This is a genomic window from Dehalococcoidia bacterium (assembly GCA_030648205.1).
GTDB lineage: Bacteria > Chloroflexota > Dehalococcoidia > JAUSIH01 > JAUSIH01 > JAUSIH01.
The window spans coordinates 1-17,063 of sequence record JAUSIH010000047.1 but is presented as its reverse complement, the minus strand read 5'-3'; the positions used below and the strand labels follow the sequence as shown (position 1 = coordinate 17,063).

Annotated in this window: 18 protein-coding genes and 1 tRNA gene; 6 read left to right on the top strand and 13 right to left on the bottom strand. The window is 66.8% G+C overall.

Annotated elements, in window-relative coordinates; translation table 11 throughout:
* Positions 1–45: 45 nt before the first annotated feature.
* Positions 46–122: transfer RNA gene (locus Q7T26_06255), tRNA-Pro, on the bottom strand.
* A 138-nt stretch (positions 123–260) separates the two neighbouring features.
* Between Q7T26_06255 and thrB the strand changes: the two genes are divergently transcribed.
* Genes thrB through Q7T26_06240 form a run of 3 tightly spaced genes read left to right on the top strand, consistent with a single transcriptional unit; the run spans position 261 to position 2,759 of the window.
* Entirely contained in the window at positions 261–1,232 is a 972-nt protein-coding gene (gene thrB, locus Q7T26_06250; GenBank protein MDO8531754.1) for a homoserine kinase, read from the top strand.
* Positions 1,233–1,247: 15 nt separating this feature from the next.
* Entirely contained in the window at positions 1,248–2,468 is a 1,221-nt protein-coding gene (locus Q7T26_06245; GenBank protein MDO8531753.1) for an aspartate kinase, read from the top strand.
* 15 nt (positions 2,469–2,483) lie between these two features.
* Entirely contained in the window at positions 2,484–2,759 is a 276-nt protein-coding gene (locus Q7T26_06240) for a NifU N-terminal domain-containing protein (protein MDO8531752.1), read from the top strand.
* Between the two features lie 71 nt (positions 2,760–2,830).
* Here the strand turns inward: Q7T26_06240 and Q7T26_06235 are convergent, their stop codons facing one another.
* The 4 genes from Q7T26_06235 to pdxA all read right to left on the bottom strand — a co-directional run bounded on the left by Q7T26_06235 (position 2,831) and on the right by pdxA (position 5,424).
* The gene (locus Q7T26_06235) at positions 2,831–3,052 is read right to left on the bottom strand and encodes a NifU family protein (GenBank protein MDO8531751.1); all 222 of its coding nucleotides are present in this window, start codon (positions 3,050–3,052) and stop codon (positions 2,831–2,833) included.
* A 91-nt stretch (positions 3,053–3,143) separates the two neighbouring features.
* On the bottom strand, positions 3,144–3,860 hold the full coding sequence (locus tag Q7T26_06230) for a hypothetical protein (protein ID MDO8531750.1): 717 nt from the start codon (positions 3,858–3,860) through the stop codon (positions 3,144–3,146).
* Positions 3,861–3,946: 86 nt separating this feature from the next.
* Entirely contained in the window at positions 3,947–4,363 is a 417-nt protein-coding gene (locus tag Q7T26_06225) for a hypothetical protein (protein MDO8531749.1), read from the bottom strand.
* An 8-nt stretch (positions 4,364–4,371) separates the two neighbouring features.
* Complete coding sequence (gene pdxA, locus Q7T26_06220) at positions 4,372–5,424, bottom strand: 4-hydroxythreonine-4-phosphate dehydrogenase PdxA (GenBank protein ID MDO8531748.1); 1,053 nt, start codon at positions 5,422–5,424, stop codon at positions 4,372–4,374.
* A 120-nt stretch (positions 5,425–5,544) separates the two neighbouring features.
* On the opposite strand from pdxA, the gene Q7T26_06215 reads away from it, so the two are divergent.
* Positions 5,545–6,756: an alanine--glyoxylate aminotransferase family protein gene (locus Q7T26_06215; protein MDO8531747.1), complete on the top strand. Its 1,212-nt coding sequence runs from the start codon at positions 5,545–5,547 to the stop codon at positions 6,754–6,756.
* Between the two features lie 51 nt (positions 6,757–6,807).
* On the opposite strand, the gene Q7T26_06210 is transcribed toward Q7T26_06215, so the two are convergent.
* From Q7T26_06210 to tatA, 6 genes are all read right to left on the bottom strand, one after another.
* Positions 6,808–7,134, bottom strand: coding sequence for a hypothetical protein (locus Q7T26_06210; protein MDO8531746.1), 327 nt, complete (start codon positions 7,132–7,134; stop codon positions 6,808–6,810).
* A gap of 324 nt (positions 7,135–7,458) precedes the next feature.
* Positions 7,459–8,802: a (Fe-S)-binding protein gene (locus Q7T26_06205; GenBank protein ID MDO8531745.1), complete on the bottom strand. Its 1,344-nt coding sequence runs from the start codon at positions 8,800–8,802 to the stop codon at positions 7,459–7,461.
* Complete coding sequence (locus Q7T26_06200; protein ID MDO8531744.1) at positions 8,802–10,145, bottom strand: FAD-binding oxidoreductase; 1,344 nt, start codon at positions 10,143–10,145, stop codon at positions 8,802–8,804. Before Q7T26_06200 ends, Q7T26_06205 begins: the two co-directional genes overlap by 1 nt.
* Entirely contained in the window at positions 10,142–12,331 is a 2,190-nt protein-coding gene (locus Q7T26_06195) for a tetratricopeptide repeat protein (GenBank protein ID MDO8531743.1), read from the bottom strand. The genes Q7T26_06200 and Q7T26_06195 overlap by 4 nt, the downstream gene beginning before the upstream one ends.
* Before the next feature lie 8 nt (positions 12,332–12,339).
* Positions 12,340–13,833 carry an FAD-linked oxidase C-terminal domain-containing protein gene (locus Q7T26_06190; protein MDO8531742.1) on the bottom strand — a complete coding sequence of 498 codons (1,494 nt, stop codon included), beginning with the start codon at positions 13,831–13,833 and terminating at the stop codon, positions 12,340–12,342.
* 371 nt (positions 13,834–14,204) lie between these two features.
* Positions 14,205–14,450: a twin-arginine translocase TatA/TatE family subunit gene (gene tatA / locus Q7T26_06185; protein MDO8531741.1), complete on the bottom strand. Its 246-nt coding sequence runs from the start codon at positions 14,448–14,450 to the stop codon at positions 14,205–14,207.
* A gap of 160 nt (positions 14,451–14,610) precedes the next feature.
* Here tatA and Q7T26_06180 point away from each other — a divergent pair, with 160 nt between their 5' ends.
* Positions 14,611–15,213 (top strand): hypothetical protein, encoded by a 603-nt coding sequence (locus tag Q7T26_06180; GenBank protein ID MDO8531740.1) that lies wholly within the window; start codon positions 14,611–14,613, stop codon positions 15,211–15,213.
* 148 nt (positions 15,214–15,361) lie between these two features.
* Positions 15,362–15,805, top strand: a complete 444-nt coding sequence (locus Q7T26_06175; protein ID MDO8531739.1) for a PaaI family thioesterase — start codon at positions 15,362–15,364, stop codon at positions 15,803–15,805.
* On the opposite strand, the gene Q7T26_06170 is transcribed toward Q7T26_06175, so the two are convergent.
* Complete coding sequence (locus tag Q7T26_06170) at positions 15,802–16,581, bottom strand: fumarylacetoacetate hydrolase family protein (protein MDO8531738.1); 780 nt, start codon at positions 16,579–16,581, stop codon at positions 15,802–15,804. The two genes, Q7T26_06175 and Q7T26_06170, sit on opposite strands and share 4 nt — an antisense overlap.
* Positions 16,582–16,600: 19 nt before the next feature.
* The coding region (locus Q7T26_06165; protein ID MDO8531737.1) for a hypothetical protein at positions 16,601–17,063 on the bottom strand (463 nt) is incomplete at its 5' end.

Below are 17,063 nucleotides of genomic sequence, written 5' to 3'. Positions count from 1 at the left end.
CAGAAAAGGGCCGGAGAGATCATCTCCGGCCCTGTCCTTTGCAAGTGGTCGGGGCGATAGGATTTGAACCTACGACCTCAGCGTCCCGAACGCTGCGCGCTACCATGCTGCGCTACGCCCCGATAATAACAGGCCCACGCCTGGCTGCGCGGTCCCACGCTGTGCATTATACCGCTCATTCCCTAATCCGCAAAGGCCCTCCGGCCTCTCATCACCTTGCACGGGGCTATCTCCAATTGTTATACTGGGGTCAATCGCCCATGTCTACAGGAACACATCGCTTCGTCGTCGTCGTTCCCGCCACCTCGGCGAACCTGGGGCCGGGGTTCGACTGCATGGGCCTCACCCTCAGCCTCTACAACACCGTGTCCGTGGAACCCGCCGAGCGCGCGGACATGACCATCGAGGGCGAGGGCGCGGATACCCTGCCTCACGGCAAAGACAACGTGCTGTACGCCGCTTTCGCGTCCGTCTTCGACCACCTGGGACGCCCCGTGCCCGCTGTCCGGCTGACCTGCGCCAACAACATACCGCTGGCGCGCGGCCTCGGCAGCAGCGCCGCCGCTGTAGTCGGCGGTCTGGTGGCGGCCAACGTCTTCGCGGGAAAGCCGCTGTCCGACGATGACCTGCTGAAGCTGGCCGTCGCCGCGGAGGGCCACGCCGACAACGTAGCGCCCGCCCTTCTCGGCGGATGTCGCATCGTGGTCAGGGACGGCGACGAGTACATCGCGGCGCCCGTGTCCGTTCAACCCGGCCTGAAGGCCGTCCTGTTCATTCCCGACTTCCCGATGTCCACGCGCGAGGCCCGCTCCATCCTGTCCCCGCGGGTGAGCCGGGGCGACGCCATCTTCAACATTTCGCGGGCCGCCCTGTTGACGGCGTCGCTTGCCTCCGGCTCCTGGAGCTACCTGCGCGTAGCGACGCAGGACAGGCTCCACCAACCCGCGCGCCAGGCCATGTTCCCCGCCATGCCGCGCCTGTTCGCGGCGGCGCTGGACGCGGGCGCGTTGGGCGCGTTTCTCTCCGGCGGCGGGTCCACCGTTCTCGCCTTCGCTCACGGCCACGAGAAGGCCATCGCGACGGCCCTCGCCCAGGAGGCGCAGCGGGCCGGCGTGAGCGGGCGCACCCACGTCGCCGAACTCACGTCTCATGGAGCCCAGGCGCGGGCGCAGCGTCCACTCAGGGGCGCCGCTTCCCAACAGCTATCCCTGGCTGCCCACAAGGACACGTAAGGGAGATTTGTAGCTATGGGCCTGGTTGTTCAGAAATACGGCGGCACCTCGGTAGCCAACGTGGACCTGATCAAGAACGTTGCTCGTCGCATCATTCGCACGAAAGAAAAGGGTAACCAGGTGGTCGCTGTGGTCTCCGCCATGGGCGACACCACCGACGAACTCGTCCAGCTCACCCGGCAGATAACCCCTAGGCCGGACCCGCGTGAGATGGACCTGCTCCTCTCCACCGGTGAAATCATCTCCTGCACCCTGCTGTCCATGGCGCTCAAGGCCGCCGGCCACGAGGCCGTCAGCCTCTCCGGCGCGCAGGCCGGCATACAGACCGACGCCGCGCACACGGACGCCCGCATCGTCGCCATGAACCCGGGACGCATCTGGCGCGAGCTTCAGGAGGGACGCATCGTCGTCGTGGCCGGCTTCCAGGGCGTGACCGAAAGCATGGACGTCACCACCCTGGGCCGCGGCGGATCGGACACCACGGCCGTCGCTCTGGCCGCCGCCCTCTGCGCCGACCTCTGCGAGCGGTACACCGACGTGGACGGCGTCTATACCGCGGACCCGCGCATCTGCCCGGACGCGCGCAAGCTCAAGGACATCAGCTTTGAAGAGATGATGGAGCTGGCCGTCCAGGGCGCCAAGATCATGCACCCGCGCGCCGTGGAGATGGGCGCTTTGCACCACATCCCCATCATCGTAGCGTCCAGCTTCAACGATGCGCCGGGAACACTAATCCATGACGAGGTCACTATGGAACTGCGAAGCAAACTCCGGGGCATCTCTCACGACACCGACGTGGCCAAAATCACCGTCGTCGGCGTGCCGGACAAGCCAGGCATCGCTGCGGGCATCTTCGAGCCTCTGGCCCAGAAGCGCGTGAGCGTGGACACCATCGTCCAGAACACCGGCGTGCACAAGCTGACCGACCTCACCTTCACGGTCGCCCGCAAGGACCTGGAGAAGGCCATGGAGGTGATCAAGCCGGTGGTCAAGTCCATCGGCGCCAGGGAATGCGTGGCGGACTCCACGCTCGGCAAGGTGAGCATCGTCGGGACGGGCATGCAGACCGCGCCCGGCTACGCGGCCAAGATGTTCCGCACACTATCAGACAAGGGCATCAATATTGAGCTCATCACCACCTCCGAAATTCGCATCACCTGCATCATCAGCGAGAAGCAGGTAGCGGAGGCGGTCCAGGCGCTCCACCAGGCGTTCCACCTCGAGCGAGTGGCTTAGGGCCGGGGAGCGTCCATGTCCGTCCAGATATCCGTTGATATAACGCCCAATCCCCAGGCACTCAAGTTCACTCCTGACCTGGGCAGGCCGCTCATCGAGGGCCGCAGCCAGTCATACAACTCGTCCAGGGACGCGGAGACGTCCCCGCTGGCGAAGAGCCTGTTTGCCGTGCCTGGAGTCGTGAGCGTGTTCGTCACCCGCTCATTCATCACGGTGCGAAAAACCGAGGACGCTGATTGGGACGTTATTACGCCCCAGGTGGAGGCGGTATTACAGGCCTGCTTTACCTGAAGGCAACCGGAGCACAAAGAAAGGCGCTCCGCCGTGCGGAGCGCCTTTGTCGTTCGCAGTCGTGCGCCGGGCTAGACGGTGACAATCTCCGTGACCTCGGGCACCTCTTCCCGAATCACCCGCTCGATACCCGCCGCCAGCGTCATGACGGAGCTAGGGCACCCGCTGCACGCGCCCTGAAGCTGTAGCTCCACGACACCGTCGTCGGAGACGTTCATCACGTCCACATTGCCGCCGTCCTGCTCCAGGTACGGCCGGACCTTGTCGAGCGCCTTCTCTATCCGCTCACGCAGCGCTTCGGCTTTCGTGCTTGTGGTCATGGCTCCCTCCTCGTTTGGCCGCAGGACATAAATCCGCGGCGCTCCCCTACCCTCAATGATATCACTACGGCGCGACCGCCATCACCGCCGGCAGTGTGCCGTCAAAATTCAGCATTCCGTTCTCGACAGTCACAGACTTCGCGCTGAAGCCCGGGATTGTCCGCATCCGGCGCTCCACCAGAGCAATAAGAGTGCTCCTGCCCTCCCGTCTCACGCTCTCCGGCACCGCTATACGGCCCACTTCCAGGGTCTGTACATCAAGGAGCGTGACCCGGTTGCCTGTTATCTCAAACCTACCCTTCGCGTAGAACGACGGGTCGCCGGGGACGCTATTCAGTTGGTCTGACATGAGTTGAATCTCCGCAGGCGTCAGGCCCATTGCCCGCACATAATCTGGCACCCTGTCCTTCAGCAAGAGGCCCGAGAACTCCACTGTCCCGTCCGCATTGAATCTTACCTGGGCGTCCGCAAGCGGGTCGTATTTCCAGGGCACGCTGTTGAGCTCCGCCGTCAGCTCCCTGTCGGTGAACGACGCGGTGACGGCCCTCTGGCCCGAATAAGTCCGGCTCGCCTCCGGAGGCGCGTCCGCCGGAAGACTTCCGTACCGCATACCGGTCTTGCCGCGGAGGCTCTGCAAATCAGCCTGGGTGTAGCGAACACCGAGGTCGCGTGGACGGTCGGAGCCGAAGATGGAGGAGACGCCGGGGACGAAGCCAAAATAGCCGCCAGCGAGGATGGCAACGACGACGAGGACAGCGACCGCTATCAGCAGAGTCTTCACAGATGCTCCTGGAACTACTCTCGCAGACGACGTCGCATCAGAGCAAGAAATGCCCGGCGTCCGACCCGGCGACACGCAGCGGTGCGCTAATCCGAGAAGACTCGACTGCTCCCGTAGTCGCCCATGCGGTGGACGTCCGGCCCCATCTCGTACGTCAGCGCCTCCCGTCCCTGCGGCCAATCCAGGCACACGCGGACGATAATCGCGGAGGCGTCTTCGCCTCGCTCGAGCAGCTCACGGGGCACTCCCACAAAGACGACGTCCATCGCCTCGTCGTAGGGGGCAAGGATGCGCCGCATGTTGGGATGCGAGAATGCCGCCGAGATGAGCCGCACGGCAACGCACCCCTCATTGGGGATGACAAAAAGATGCTTGAAGCCGTTGGGGGGCTGCCGCGCTTGCCGCTGAAGCCTCGGCAGGTCCTGGCGCAGTATCTGCCCCACCATCTTTCGCGCCATCCATTGGACGTCGAGAATGCTCGACGTGGCTATCCTGAAACGCATAGGCTCCGCTACGACTCTCCTGCGAGATGGCCGGGCCGAATCCCGGACGCGCTTGCTCCCGTCTTCCCCAGATCACGGCCCGTGGCCAGCGCCGCTGCGGCCCTGATGGCCTCCACCATACTCACATGCTGGGCCACGCCCTTTCCCGCGATGTCGAACGCGGTGCCGTGGTCCACGGACGTGCGGATGAAGGGAAGCCCCAGCGTGACGCTGATGCTGCGCTCAAAGCCGTGCACTTTCACGGGTATGTGGCCCTGGTCGTGGTACATGGCGAGCACCGCATCGAACTCGCCGGCGATGGCCCGCAGAAACACCGAGTCCGCCGGAAACGGGCCTCGCGCTTCAATGCCCCTGGCCCGCGCGTCCTGGACGGCGGGCGCGATCTCGTCCACCTCCTCGCGTCCGACCAGGCCACCCTCGCCGCCGTGGGGGTTCAGCGCCGCTACCGCGATGCGCGGCCGTGGCACGCCCCACGCGCGCAGGCAGCGGTCGGTCAACCCCAGCTTGGCGAGGATGTTCCCCCGCGTCACGGCGTCGCAGGCGTTGCGCAGCGACCGGTGCGTGGTCAGGTGCACGGCGCGCAGCTTTCCGCTGACCAGCATGGTGGCCAGATCGCGCGCGCCGGTGACCCGGGCCAGCAGCTCCTGGTGCCCAAGCTCCTCGTAGCCGGCCAGGCGCATCGCCTCTTTGTGAATGGGCGCGGTGGCCATAGCCCGCGCCTCGCCATGCTGTACCAACTCCACGGCGCGCAGGATGCACGCTATGGCCGCCCGACCGCACGCGGCGGAGACCTGCCCGACCGCGAAGTTCCCCGGGTCCACGCCGTCCGGCTCCACGACTCCCACCGTGTCGGCGGGCAGCGAAACAAGCCCTTTAACCCTGCGGAAGCGCACCGGCGCGCCGAGCTTCCGCGCCATCCCTTCCAGAATGCGAACGGAACCGACCACCAGGGGAGCGCAGACCGCACGCGCGTCCGGCTCAGCGAGCGCCTTGACGACCACCTCCGGCCCAATGCCCGCGGGGTCGCCCATCGTCACGGCAATAACAGGACGTTTGCTCATCGAAAGACACGATACACTAATCGCGGAGCGCAGGCCAGAGGGCGAGCGCGACGAGCGTTCTTGACATGCGCAAGCCGACGGGCTACGCTCAGACTCAGCTTGCCGCATAAAGGAGTCCCCATGCCTCAGCCTCCGTACGCGCCCGTCAATCCGCCTGTCCGCACGCTTCTCGGCCCCGGCCCCAGCTCCGTCCCGCCCGAGGTGATGGCGGCGCTCACCGCGCCCGTCGTCGGCCACCTGGACCCGGAGTTCCTGAAGATCATGGACCAGGTCATGGAGGGGCTGCGGGCCGTCTTCCAGACAAAGAACCGCCTGACGCTGCCCGTCTCCGGCACCGGCTCGGCGGGCATGGAGGCCGGCATCTGCAACGCCCTGGAGCCGGGCGACACGGCGGTCATCGGCGTCAACGGCTACTTTGGCGGGCGCATGGTGGAGATGGCCCAGCGCTGCGGCGCCACGGTCGTCACCGTGGAGGCCGAGTGGGGGCGCATCATCTCGATGGAGGCAATCGAGGGCGCGCTCAAGAAGCAGCGTCAGGTCAAGCTGCTGGCGCTGGTGCACGCGGAGACATCCACGGGTATCCTCCAGCCCATCGCCGAGGCGGCGAAGCTGGCGCACCGCTACGGCGCGCTCTTCCTGGCGGACACAGTCACGTCGCTGGGCGGCGCAGAGGTCGCCGTGGACGGCTGGGGCGTGGACATCTGTTACAGCGGGACGCAGAAGTGCATCGGCGCGCCGCCCGGCCTCGCGCCCATCACCTTCGGCGAGGCCGCCGTGGAGGCGATGCGCAAGCGGACGCACAAGGTCCAGAGCTGGTACCTGGACATGGGCCTCGTCGAGCAGTACTGGGGCGCGGGGCGCGTCTATCACCACACCGCGCCCATCTCCATGACCTACGCGCTGCACGAGGCGGTGCGGCTGGCGCTGGAGGAGGGCCTGCCCGCGCGATGGGAGCGCCACAGTCTGCACGCCGCAGCCCTGTACGCGGGCCTGGATGCGATGGGCCTGGCCCTCCACGCCGAGGCGGGACACCGCGCACCCATGCTGACCACGGTGCGCGTACCGGACGGCGTGGACGACGCCGCCGTCCGCAAGGCGCTCCTGACCGAGGACAGCATCGAGATTGGCGGCGGACTGGGGCCGCTCAAGGGCAAGGTGTGGCGCGTCGGGCTGATGGGACACTCCTGCAACGAGGGGAACGTGCTGCTGTTCCTGGAGGCGCTGGAGAGGGCGATGGCGAAGCAGGGGCGTCCTTCCACGGAAGGACAGTCGGGCGCGGAGGCCGCCAGCGCGCACTATCGCCGTGAGCGCAAGAAGGGGACCAAGCCGTAGCTGCGTGGAGCAAAGGGAGACGACGATGACGCAGGTGACACTGACCTGAGGTTATCCAACGGCGAGTCGCTTCACCTTCTTTTCCAGGACGCTCAGGCGGGCGTCCAGGTCAGACGTTCTCTCCGCTGCGTCGAGACCACGAAGAATGAACATGCGCGCCATGGTCGTCGGCCCCACACCTGCTCGCCGGGCGGCTTCGCGCAGCGCACCGATCTCTCTACCCATCAAACGCACCGAGATGATGGACGTCCGTGTCTGCGGACGCGTCTGCGCTTCGCCCTCATATCCCTCCAGAAGAGGGCTGTGCGTCTCCCAGAAAGTCGCCTCTTCCTCAGCCGACTTGAATGAAGGCACGGGATAAGTCTTCTCGCGCATCATAGCCCCTCACCTAATGAATGAATCTGCGCCTGTAAGCGCGCTTCTCCGCATCCGTCAGTTCTCGAGCTGTCACCGGACGGTAACAGCCAATCCGACGCCTGGCAAGAACTACCATGAGATAGCGCCCCGACGACGTCCGACCGTATAGCACGTACCTGAACTGACGCCCCCGATAGGCGATATGCAATCCAAAACAGATGTCCTCTACCTCTTCAGGAGAGATGTCGTGACGCGCTATGTGCTCTATATTGCCGTCGTCCCATAGCAACTCAACTATGTTCATGGGTTAGACCACTCTCTGTTATTGTAATGCAATGTCATACATTAGTCAACCTCCCCCGCCCTGTACGCCTCGTCGAGCAGCTCCACCACGTGCGCCACGCGCGCCCGCAGCCCGCGTTGCCGCACGCCCGCCCGCAGTTGCAGCAGGCACCCCGGGTTCGCCGTCGCGATGACGTCCGCGCGCATGCTCGCGATGGCGTCCATCTTGCGCTCTAGCAGTCGCCGCGACATCTCCCGCTCGACCAGGCTGTAGCTGCCCGCCGCGCCGCAGCAGACGTCCGGGCGCTCCATCTCGACGAGCGTGAGGCCGGGGATGGCCCGAAGCAGCCTGCGCGGCGCGTCCGTGACCCTCTGGGCGTGCGCCAAGTGGCAGGGGTCCTGATAGGTCACCCGCAGCGGCTGACCCTGAGCCTGTCGAAGGGCCAGCCCGCGCTCGAACGGCAGCGCGGCCAGCAGCTCGGTCACGTCCCGCACCGACGCGCTGAAGCGTTCGGCGCGCGCCTTCCACGTCTGGTCACCCTCGAACAGCTCCGCGTACTCCTTGAGCTGCGCGCCGCATCCCGCCGAGTTCACCACAACGTAGTCGGCGCGCGCGGCCTCGAAGACGACGATGGTCCGGCGCGCCAGGTCCCGCGCCATCTCACGCTCGCCGCTATGCAGGTGCAGCGCGCCGCAGCACGTCTGCGCCGCCGGAACGACTACCTCGCAGCCGTTGCGCGTCAGCACGCGCAACGTCGCCTCGTGCACGGGGCCGTAGAACACGGGCATGACGCACCCGGAAAAGAACGCCACCCGCATACGCCGTTCGCTCTGGGCGGCGTAGACCTGTCCCCGCGCGGCGAACATTCGCGACGGCACGGGCGGGAGCTGGCCCTCCATATCCGCGAGACCCAGGAGTCGCAGAAGGCCCATCGCTCGCAGCGCTGCCTGCGCGCCGCTGCGCTGGTAGAGGCGCAGCAGCCCTCCCGCAACGCGCAGGCGGCGCGGGTGCGGCAGCAGCGCACAGAAGGCGAGCCAGCGAGCGAAGCGCTCGCGGCGACCGGGCGGTCGCCGGAGCAACGTCTCCTGACGCATCTGGCCCATCAGCCTGCCGAACCGCACCCCTGACGGGCACACCGCCTCGCACGCGCGGCACTGCAAACACATGCTCCAGTGCCCGGCGACGGCGTCGTTCAGAGGCAGCCGCTGCTCGCGGAGGGCGCGCATGAAGAAGATGCGCCCTCGCGGCGACTCTGTCTCCAGGCCCGTCTCCAGGTACGTGGGACAGTAGTTCAGGCAGAGGCCGCAGTGGACGCAGCGATAGAGGTCGGCGTCGGAGGGCGCGTCCGGCGAGAGCAGGCCGGACGCAGGCGGCGCATCGTGCGGGGCGCTATCGGTCAACGCCACTAAATGCCTCCCACGAACCGTCCGGGATTCAGCACGCCCTTCGGGTCGAACTGGGCCTTGACGCGTCGCATGACATCCACGTCCGGGCCGGGCGGCCCCCACACGTCCACAAGGCGCTTCACGTCCGGCGCGCACGCCTCCACCACCAGCGTCCCGCCCAGCGCCGTCGCGTACTCTCGAAGGGCGGACACCGCCCGCCCTTCCACGGAAGGGGACGCATCCGCGGCCAGAGGGTCGGCGGCGCGCCAGAACGTGCGCACCACGCCCACGCCCGCGCGCGCCACGCTCTCCCCCACCAGCCCTCCCCTACCACCCGCAACGACAATCGCCTCCATGAACACGGGGACCTGCGTGGGCAGCACCGAGGCCACTGTGACAAGCGTCGGCGGCATGGCGTCGCCCCATCCATAGTCGGCGGCGGCCCGCCAGAAGCGCCGGTGCGCCTCGTTGTGCAGCACCTCGATCCGCTCTCCCTGAGCCTGTCGAAGGGCGAGCATCTCCCGCTCCATGCGTTCCACCGCCAGCGCCGTCCCCCCGAATCGCGCCGCCAGCACGGCCCGGCCTCGCGTCGCTTCTCCGCCCATCGCCGCCACGCTCTGGCCCGCGCCTGTGTTTATTATGTCGAGCGCCAGAGGCCGCATGCCTCGACGCAGCAGAGCCAGCGCCGCCTCCTGCGCGTCGCCGACCGTCGCGAAGCGCGCCAGGGCCGTGGACTCGCTTCGGGGCAGCGGCGCGACCTTGAACGTCGCCTCCAGGATGACGCCGAGCGTTCCCAGCGAGCCAATGTAGAGCTTGGTCAAGTCGTAGCCGGTCACGTTCTTGACTACCCTGCCGCCCGCCTTCGTGACCACGCCGTCCGGCCCCGCCACGCGCACGCCCAGCGTCACGTCCCGCGCCGTGCCGTAGCGCTGGCGCAGCGGCCCACTGGCGTCCGCGGCGAGCGTCCCGCCGATGGTGGCCCTGTCCGCCAGCGGCGGGTCGAGCGGCAGGTATTGCCCGGAGCGTGCAAGGTGCGCGTTCACCGCCCCGATGGTCGCACCCGCCTGCACAGTCACGGTGAGGTCGGCGGGCTCGTGCGCGACGACGGCGCTCAGCCGCGACATGTCCAGCACGACGTCCAGCCGTCCTTCCGCGGAAGGAGCCCCCAGCGCCATCTGCGTCCCGCCGCCCCACGGCGTCACCGCCAGCCCCTCGGCGTGCGCGACGCGCAGCACGCTCGCGACCTGCTCCTCCGTCGCGGGGAGCGCGACCGCCCTTGGGACGACGCCGTCAACGGCGTAGCGCGGGCAGGCCTCCGGCGGCGCGAGCGGGCAGCCGAGGTCGGGGAGTGCGGGAGCGTTCACGTCTTTTCCTTGGTGGCCGCGTCCGCGCTGCCGCCCTTGCCACCTGTAACCCGCGCCAGGGCTTTCCGTGCCACTTCCGCGTCGGGCGAGTGAAGCTCCTCAAAGATGGCGAGCGCCCGCCGGTAGTAGCCCGTCGCTTCCTCGGTCCGCTTCTCAACCTCTGCCAGCGTCCCCAACTGGTGCAGCGTTCGCGCAATCCCGTCCTTGTCTCCCAGCTCCTGCTTCAGCGCCAGGCTCCCCCTGTACAACCGCCGCGCCTCCGCGTAGTCCCCCTGGGCTTGGGCCTGCGCCAACCGTCCTAACTCGTGCAGCGTGACCGCGATCCTGCCCTTGCTCCCCAGTTCCCGATTCAGCGTCAGGCTCTCATCGTACAGCTTCCGCGCTCCCGCGTGGTCATCCTGATCCTGCGCCAGCGCCCCCAACTGGTGCAGCGTGGCCGCAATCCCGCCCTTGTCCCCCAACTCCCGCTCTAGCGTCAGGCTCTCGTCGTACAGCTTCCGCGCTCCCGCGTGGTCATCCTGCAAATAGGCCAAGTTCCCCAACTGGTGCAGCGTTCGCGCTATCCCGTCCTTGTTCCCCAACTCCCGCTCGATCTTCAGGCTCTCGTCGTACAGCGTCCGCGCTCCCGCGTAGTCCCCCTGCAAATAGGCCAGGTTCCCCAGTTGGTGCAGCGTGACCGCAATCCCGCCCTTGTTCCCCAACTCCCGCTCGATCTTCAGGCTCTCGTCGCACAGCGCCCGCGCTCCCTCCATCTCACCTCGGTTCTGAAAGGCCACCGCCAGGTGATGGGTGCTGTCCGCTATCAAGGGTTTGTTCCCCGCCGCCCGTGCTGTGTTGAGCGCCCACTGCCCCCATTCAACCCATTCCTCCCAGTAGCCGCGCCTGTCCAGGAACTCAGGGGTCACGTTCAGCAGCGCGGCCCCCTTCAAGGACACGTCGCGGTCGGCGTGCTCCTTCGCCCAGCGCAGCAGGAAAAAGACGTGCGGAAGCGCGGCGTCCATCTCTCTGTAGTGCTGCCATCTTTCTTGGCGATGCTTCCGCGCCACGTTGGTAAAGTAGTCCAGAGCGCGCGCCCTCGGCGCGGGGTCGCCGCCCAGCTTCTCGCAGGCGTAGCGCCACAGGAGGGAGTGCATGGTGTAGCTCTGGGCGGCCTGTTTCTTGCTCGCTTTAGGCGCTGTAATGAGCGACCGGGCCGCCAGCAGCGCAAGGTCACGGGGTTGTCCCGCGCTGCAAGCGGCCAGCACGGCGTCGCGGCTAATGGGAGCCTCCAGGAGGTTGAACGCGCCAAAGCAGGAAAACAACTTTTGCAGAGGGGGGTCAAGCCGCTGGTAAGCCAGATCAAAGGTTGCCCGGACGGAGTTCGTGGAGTCCACGGGGTCCGCCAGCGGGTCCAGGCCGCGCTCCGTCAGGTCGAGGGAGAGGTCTTGCACGGTGTAGCCTTCGTGAAGCTGCGAGCCCGCCAGGACGAGCGCCAGAGGAAGGTAGCTGCACTGGCGTGCGACGGTCGAGAGCAACTGCTTTTCGCCGCGCTTCAGCTTCCGAGGGGCATTGGCATCAAGAAGCTGCTCCGCCATGATGCGCTCGCGCTTGGTCCCGCTGAAAGGCTGGACGTCCACGCACGAAAGCCCGCTGATTCGCTGCTGGCTCGTCACCAGGACAGAGGATGTCACCTGCTGACAAAACGCTCCGGCGCCGGGCGCGTTGTCTGCCTGGTCCAGTATAAACAGGACGCGCGTGTTTGCCTGTGTCAGCGCCCCGCGCACGACGCTCGCTTTTTCCTGGTCGCCTTTCAGGTCTTTGAGCGCTTCGCCCATGCTCGCCTGCCGGAGAATGCTGGTGCACAGGCTGTCCAGCGTGGCCTCCGGCGCGGTGATCCACAGGACACGTCCTCCGAAGTGCCTCTGGATATCCGGCTCATGGGCCACAGCCAGTGCAATGGCGGACTTCCCGACGCCAGGCGACCCGCACAGAAGCACAGCATCATTCTGGCGGAGACCGCGGACCACGGCCTCCTTCTCCCCTTCGCGCCCCATAAAACCCGAGTCGGGCGGGCGCGGGACAAAAACAGCTTGGGCTGTGCGGTCTTTCCCAGGGTCTTTCGTAAAGACTCTCGCCAGATCGACAATGAGACGTGCTATGATCCCCTGAGCTATCCCGACTGCGAGCATCTCTGGCTGTAAAGTCATACGTACCTCTACACGAAGTCGCCGGGGCCGAGCACGCCGCGCTGCAACATGGTACGGGGTATCTCGCGGCAGCCCTTCGGCGATGGAAATATCTTGCCCGGGTTGAACAGGTCGCCGCCGTCGCCCGGTTCATCCTGAGCGGAGTCGAAGGACACGAAGGCCGCCTTCAGCCTGCGCATGGCCTCCATGTCCGCGTCGCTGAACGCCCACGGCATGTAGTCGCGCTTCTCCAGCCCCACGCCGTGCTCGCCGGTGAGCGCGCCGCCCACGTCCACGCACAGCCGCATGATCTCCGCGCCCGCCTTCACCACGCGCTCCGTGTCGCCAGGCACGCGCTCGTCGAACAGCATGCAGGGGTGCAGGTTGCCGTCGCCCGCGTGGAACACGTTGGCGATGCGGACGCCATGCCGCCGGCCTATCTCGCCGACGCGCCGCAGCACCTCGACAAGCCGCGTGCGTGGCACGACGCCGTCCACCAGGTAGTAGTTGGGCGCGAGCCGCCCCAGCGCGCCGATGGCCCCCTTGCGGCCGGCCCATAGCCTCTCGCGGTCGGCGGGCGACTCCGCGCCGCGCACCTCGACCGCGCCAAGCTCGCGGCAGACGCCTTCAACCTCCTCCGCCTCGCTCGTCGCCTCCTCGCGCAGCCCTTCCACCTCGATGAGCAGCACCGCGCCCGCCTCCGGTGGATAGCCCGCGTGGACGGCGGGCTCCACCGCCTCGATAGCCACCCTGTCCATCATCTCCATCGCCGCGGGGATGATGCCGCGCGCGATGATGGCGGAAACCGCCGCCGAGGCCTGGTCCATCTCGCGGAAGACCGCGACGAGCGTGCGGACCGCCTCCGGCAGGCGCTGCAACCGCACGATGATCTTGGTGACGATGCCGAGGGTGCCCTCGGAGCCGACCATCACGCCCGGCAGGTCGTAGCCCGCATGGCGCGGCGTCTTTCCGCCGAGCCAGACGATGGCGCCGTCCGCGAGGACGACCTCCATGCCCAGCACGTGGTTCGTCGTGACGCCGTAGGCCAGGCAGTGCGGGCCGCCCGCGTTCTCGGCGACGTTGCCGCCCAACGTGCAGGCGCGCTGGCTGGAGGGGTCAGGGGCGTAGCGCAGGCCATGTTGGGCGACGGCCAGCGAGAGGTCCAGGTTGACCACGCCCGGCTCCACAACGGCGATGGCGTTGGCGGCGTCCACCTCAAGAATGCGCGTCATGCGCGTCAGCGCCACGACGACGCCGCCTTCCGACGCGATGGCGCCGCCGGAGAGTCCCGTGCCCGCGCCGCGAGGCACCACGGGCAGGCCGTGCCGCCGCGCTATCCGGACCGCCGCCGCGACCTGCGCCGCGTCGCGCGGGAACGCGATGGCGACCGGCAGGCCCCGGTCAATTGAGCCGTCGTACTCGTACGCGAGGATGTCCTCGGGCCGCCACACCACCCCGTCGGGACCCAGAGTAGCCTCCAGGTCCCTCGCCAGCGCCGACTTGACCGCCGCTGTCCGGGCCACGGTATCCCCCTGTCTCGGCGAGGTCGCGAGCGCCGAAACGCCTCAAGCGAAGACGAGGCCAGAAGCAACAGAGTGGGTGTCAGGCGATGTTAGGTTCTGTTGACATTGTCCGCTCGCCCTTCGACAAGCTCACCATGAGCGGGGAAACACAGATTGTCAACAGAACCTAGCGTCCTGTCCCTGAAGTACGCATACTAATTCATGCACGAGAATCTATTCAAGAAAACGCCCCCGGACACTACCGTCTTTCCGGTGCAGAGCTTGCCCCGTACCCGATATGGGGCCGGAATCCAGCGTTCTCCGGTGCTTCTCTGGATACCGGCTTCCGCCGGTATGACATGGATTAGGGAACGTATTTCCGAAACCGGACGCTAGCTCTGCTTCTTGGCGTCCGCCGGTTTGCCGTTGTCCTTCGCCTGGGCCACGGGCTGGTCGGCGGCGGCCTTTTCCGAGGCCTTTTCCTGCGTCTTCGGCTCATCCTCACCCGTTGAGGCCTTCTTGAACTCCCGGATGCTCTTGCCCATGGCGCGGGCCAGGTCCGGCAGCTTGGACGAGCCAAAAAGCAACAGGACGATGACCAGGATGATAATCAACTCGGGCAAGCCGACTTGTGGCATAGCGCGCTCCTTTTCCCCGTGCGCCGATGGCGACCGTTCCGCCTGACGAGGCGCTGGGCACAATTACTATACAGAACGTATCACGGGAAGACAAGTTCACGCCCCGCCTTGCGTCGTGCGTTACAATAGAGCAGTCTAGCGTGTTGTGAATGGAGGCTGCATGAGCGAGCCAATCAAGAGCGCCCTGGAGCGAGCGTTGGAGCGGGCCGAAAAGCTGGGCAAGGCCTCGCCGGAGGAGCTTGCCGAGTGGACCTACCAGCCGGAGGGGGAGAAAATAGCGGCGCGGTTCCTGAAGATGGAGCAGGTGGATATCAAAGCGGAACTGAACAAGCTGCCCGCCGCTGCCCAGTCCACCGTGGCCAAAGCCATTGAGAACATTTTCCTGGCGAACATTGATGTGCCGCGGACACCCCAGATCAAGGGGGCGGCGCTGCGGGCCATTGAGGGAGTGCGCGCCCTGAAGTCGGACAAGAAGCGCCTTGACCCTATCCTGACTGGCCTGCAGGGCACCATCCAGCACTACGAGACGGTGGGTCGCCAGCAGCTCCAGCAGGCCTATCAGCAACTACACAAGCAGTTCGAGTCCAAGGCCCAGGCCATGCAGGGCCGCCAGGGCCAGAGGCGAGGCCCCGAGGGCCAGGCCCCCGACGTCGAGGCGCTGCCGGAGTTCGCGGCGGCCTGGCACCAGATCCAGACCGACTTCGACACCCAGTACGACAAGGTTATCAAAGACCAGAAGGAGTCCATCCGGCGCGTGCATTAGCATGCGGCGCTCTCCCCGCCAGGCGGCGAAGCGCTCCTGAACGGAGCGCTTCCTTTTGCGTGTCACGGCCACCTCGGGCAGCGGCTACCCCCGCCAAAGCGTCCAGCCAGCCTTGTCCCGCCCGGGTACGATAAGGAGAGGTCATACCATGTCGGATAGCCCTGCGACTCAGGCTCTGCCCCCGGCGCGGGTCGAGCAGCTTCGGGCCAGGCTCGCTCATGCCCCCTTTGCCCGGACGCTGGGGGGATTCCAACTGCTGGATGCCCAGCGCGGCAGGGCCCGCATTCGCCTTCACGTGGACACTCGCCACCAGCAGGGCGGCGGCATTGTGCAGGGCGGCATCATCGCCACGCTGGTGGACTCGACGATGGCGTTCGCGGTCATGTCCCTGACGACTGACGATCACCCGTTTGTCACGATAGAGATGAAGGTGAATTTCATGGCGCCCGTGTCCGAGGACGACCTTGTGGCGGAGGGCTGGGTCATCCACGAGGGCGGGCGTACCCTAGTCTGCGAATGCGAGGTGCGGGACGGTCGGGGCAAGCTGATCGCAAAGGCCCTGAGCACCCTCATTCGGATGAAGAAAGGCTAGCCGCCGCGGACACGATTGCGCAATACTCCCACGCCCTCCACCTCCACCTCCACCACGTCTCCCGCACGCATCTCGTCGGTAGTGCCCGGCGTGCCCGTGTAGATAACGTCCCCCGGCTCCAGCGTCACGTAGCGGCTGATGAAGCTGATGATGTCCGGCACGCCGTGGATTAGCTCGCTGGTGCGGGCCTGCTGGCGCGTCTGCCCATTCAATCGCAATTCCAGCCCCAGGTCCCGCGGATCAAGGCCCGTCACAATCCACGGCCCCAGAGGCGCGAATGTGTCCGATCCTTTGGCGCGCCACCACTGCTTGTCGTTCCGCTGCCATTCGCGGGCGCTCACATCGTTGCCGCAGGTCACGCCCAGGACATAGTCCAGGGCCTTCTCCGGCGTGACGCGCTGGCATCGGCGTCCCATGACTACCACCATCTCCCCCTCGTAGTGCACCGGCCCCGCGCCCGGCGGCAGCACGATGTCGTCGTCAGGCCCGACAAGAGAGGATGTCGCCTTCAGAAACGCCTGCGGCTCGCCGACGGCGACCTCCGATCCCATGTGACGAGCGCCGTCCCGCATGTGCGTGGGGTAGTTCACCGCCATTCCGATGATCTTCGACGGCTGGCAGGGAGGCAGCAGCCTCACCTCGGATAAGGCGCGGCCCTCACGCCCTTGCCTGAACGGCCCGAAGGGCGTCCCCGCGACAAGCGGGTACACCGTCTGGCCTTCCAGCGCGCCGTAGCGCGGACGCTGGCCCTCCAGGAACCGGAGAAACGTAGTCATGCCGGACCCGTGCCCTTCGCTAGTCCGGAGAGCGCGCGCCCGCCACCACTGCGGTCTGCGGCGCCTGCACAGCCCCGGCCCGACGACTCACGCCCAGAGAGGCGACGACAACGCCCGCGGCGCTGACCCCGGCCACGACAAAGCAGGCGGAGCGGAAGGCCTCAAGGTACATGCGGGGACTGGCGTTCACGCCGTCCGCGCCGTTCAACACCACGGCCACGACGGCGGCCACCAGTGCCACGGCTATGGTGTGCCCAAGCTGGCGCGTGGTCTCCAGCATCCCTCCGGAGAACCCGCGCTCGCTGGGAGGCAGCGCGCTGAGCAGGACCGTGTTGTTTGTCGTGATGAAGGCGCCGGAGCCAAATCCCGCGGCAACGGTCAGCGCGACGAGTGTGACGTAGGACAGATCCGTGGCGAGAATGGCCATGGCAAGCATGGACACGCTGATAAGCGCCATGCTGACGGGCCGGAGAAGCGGGCTC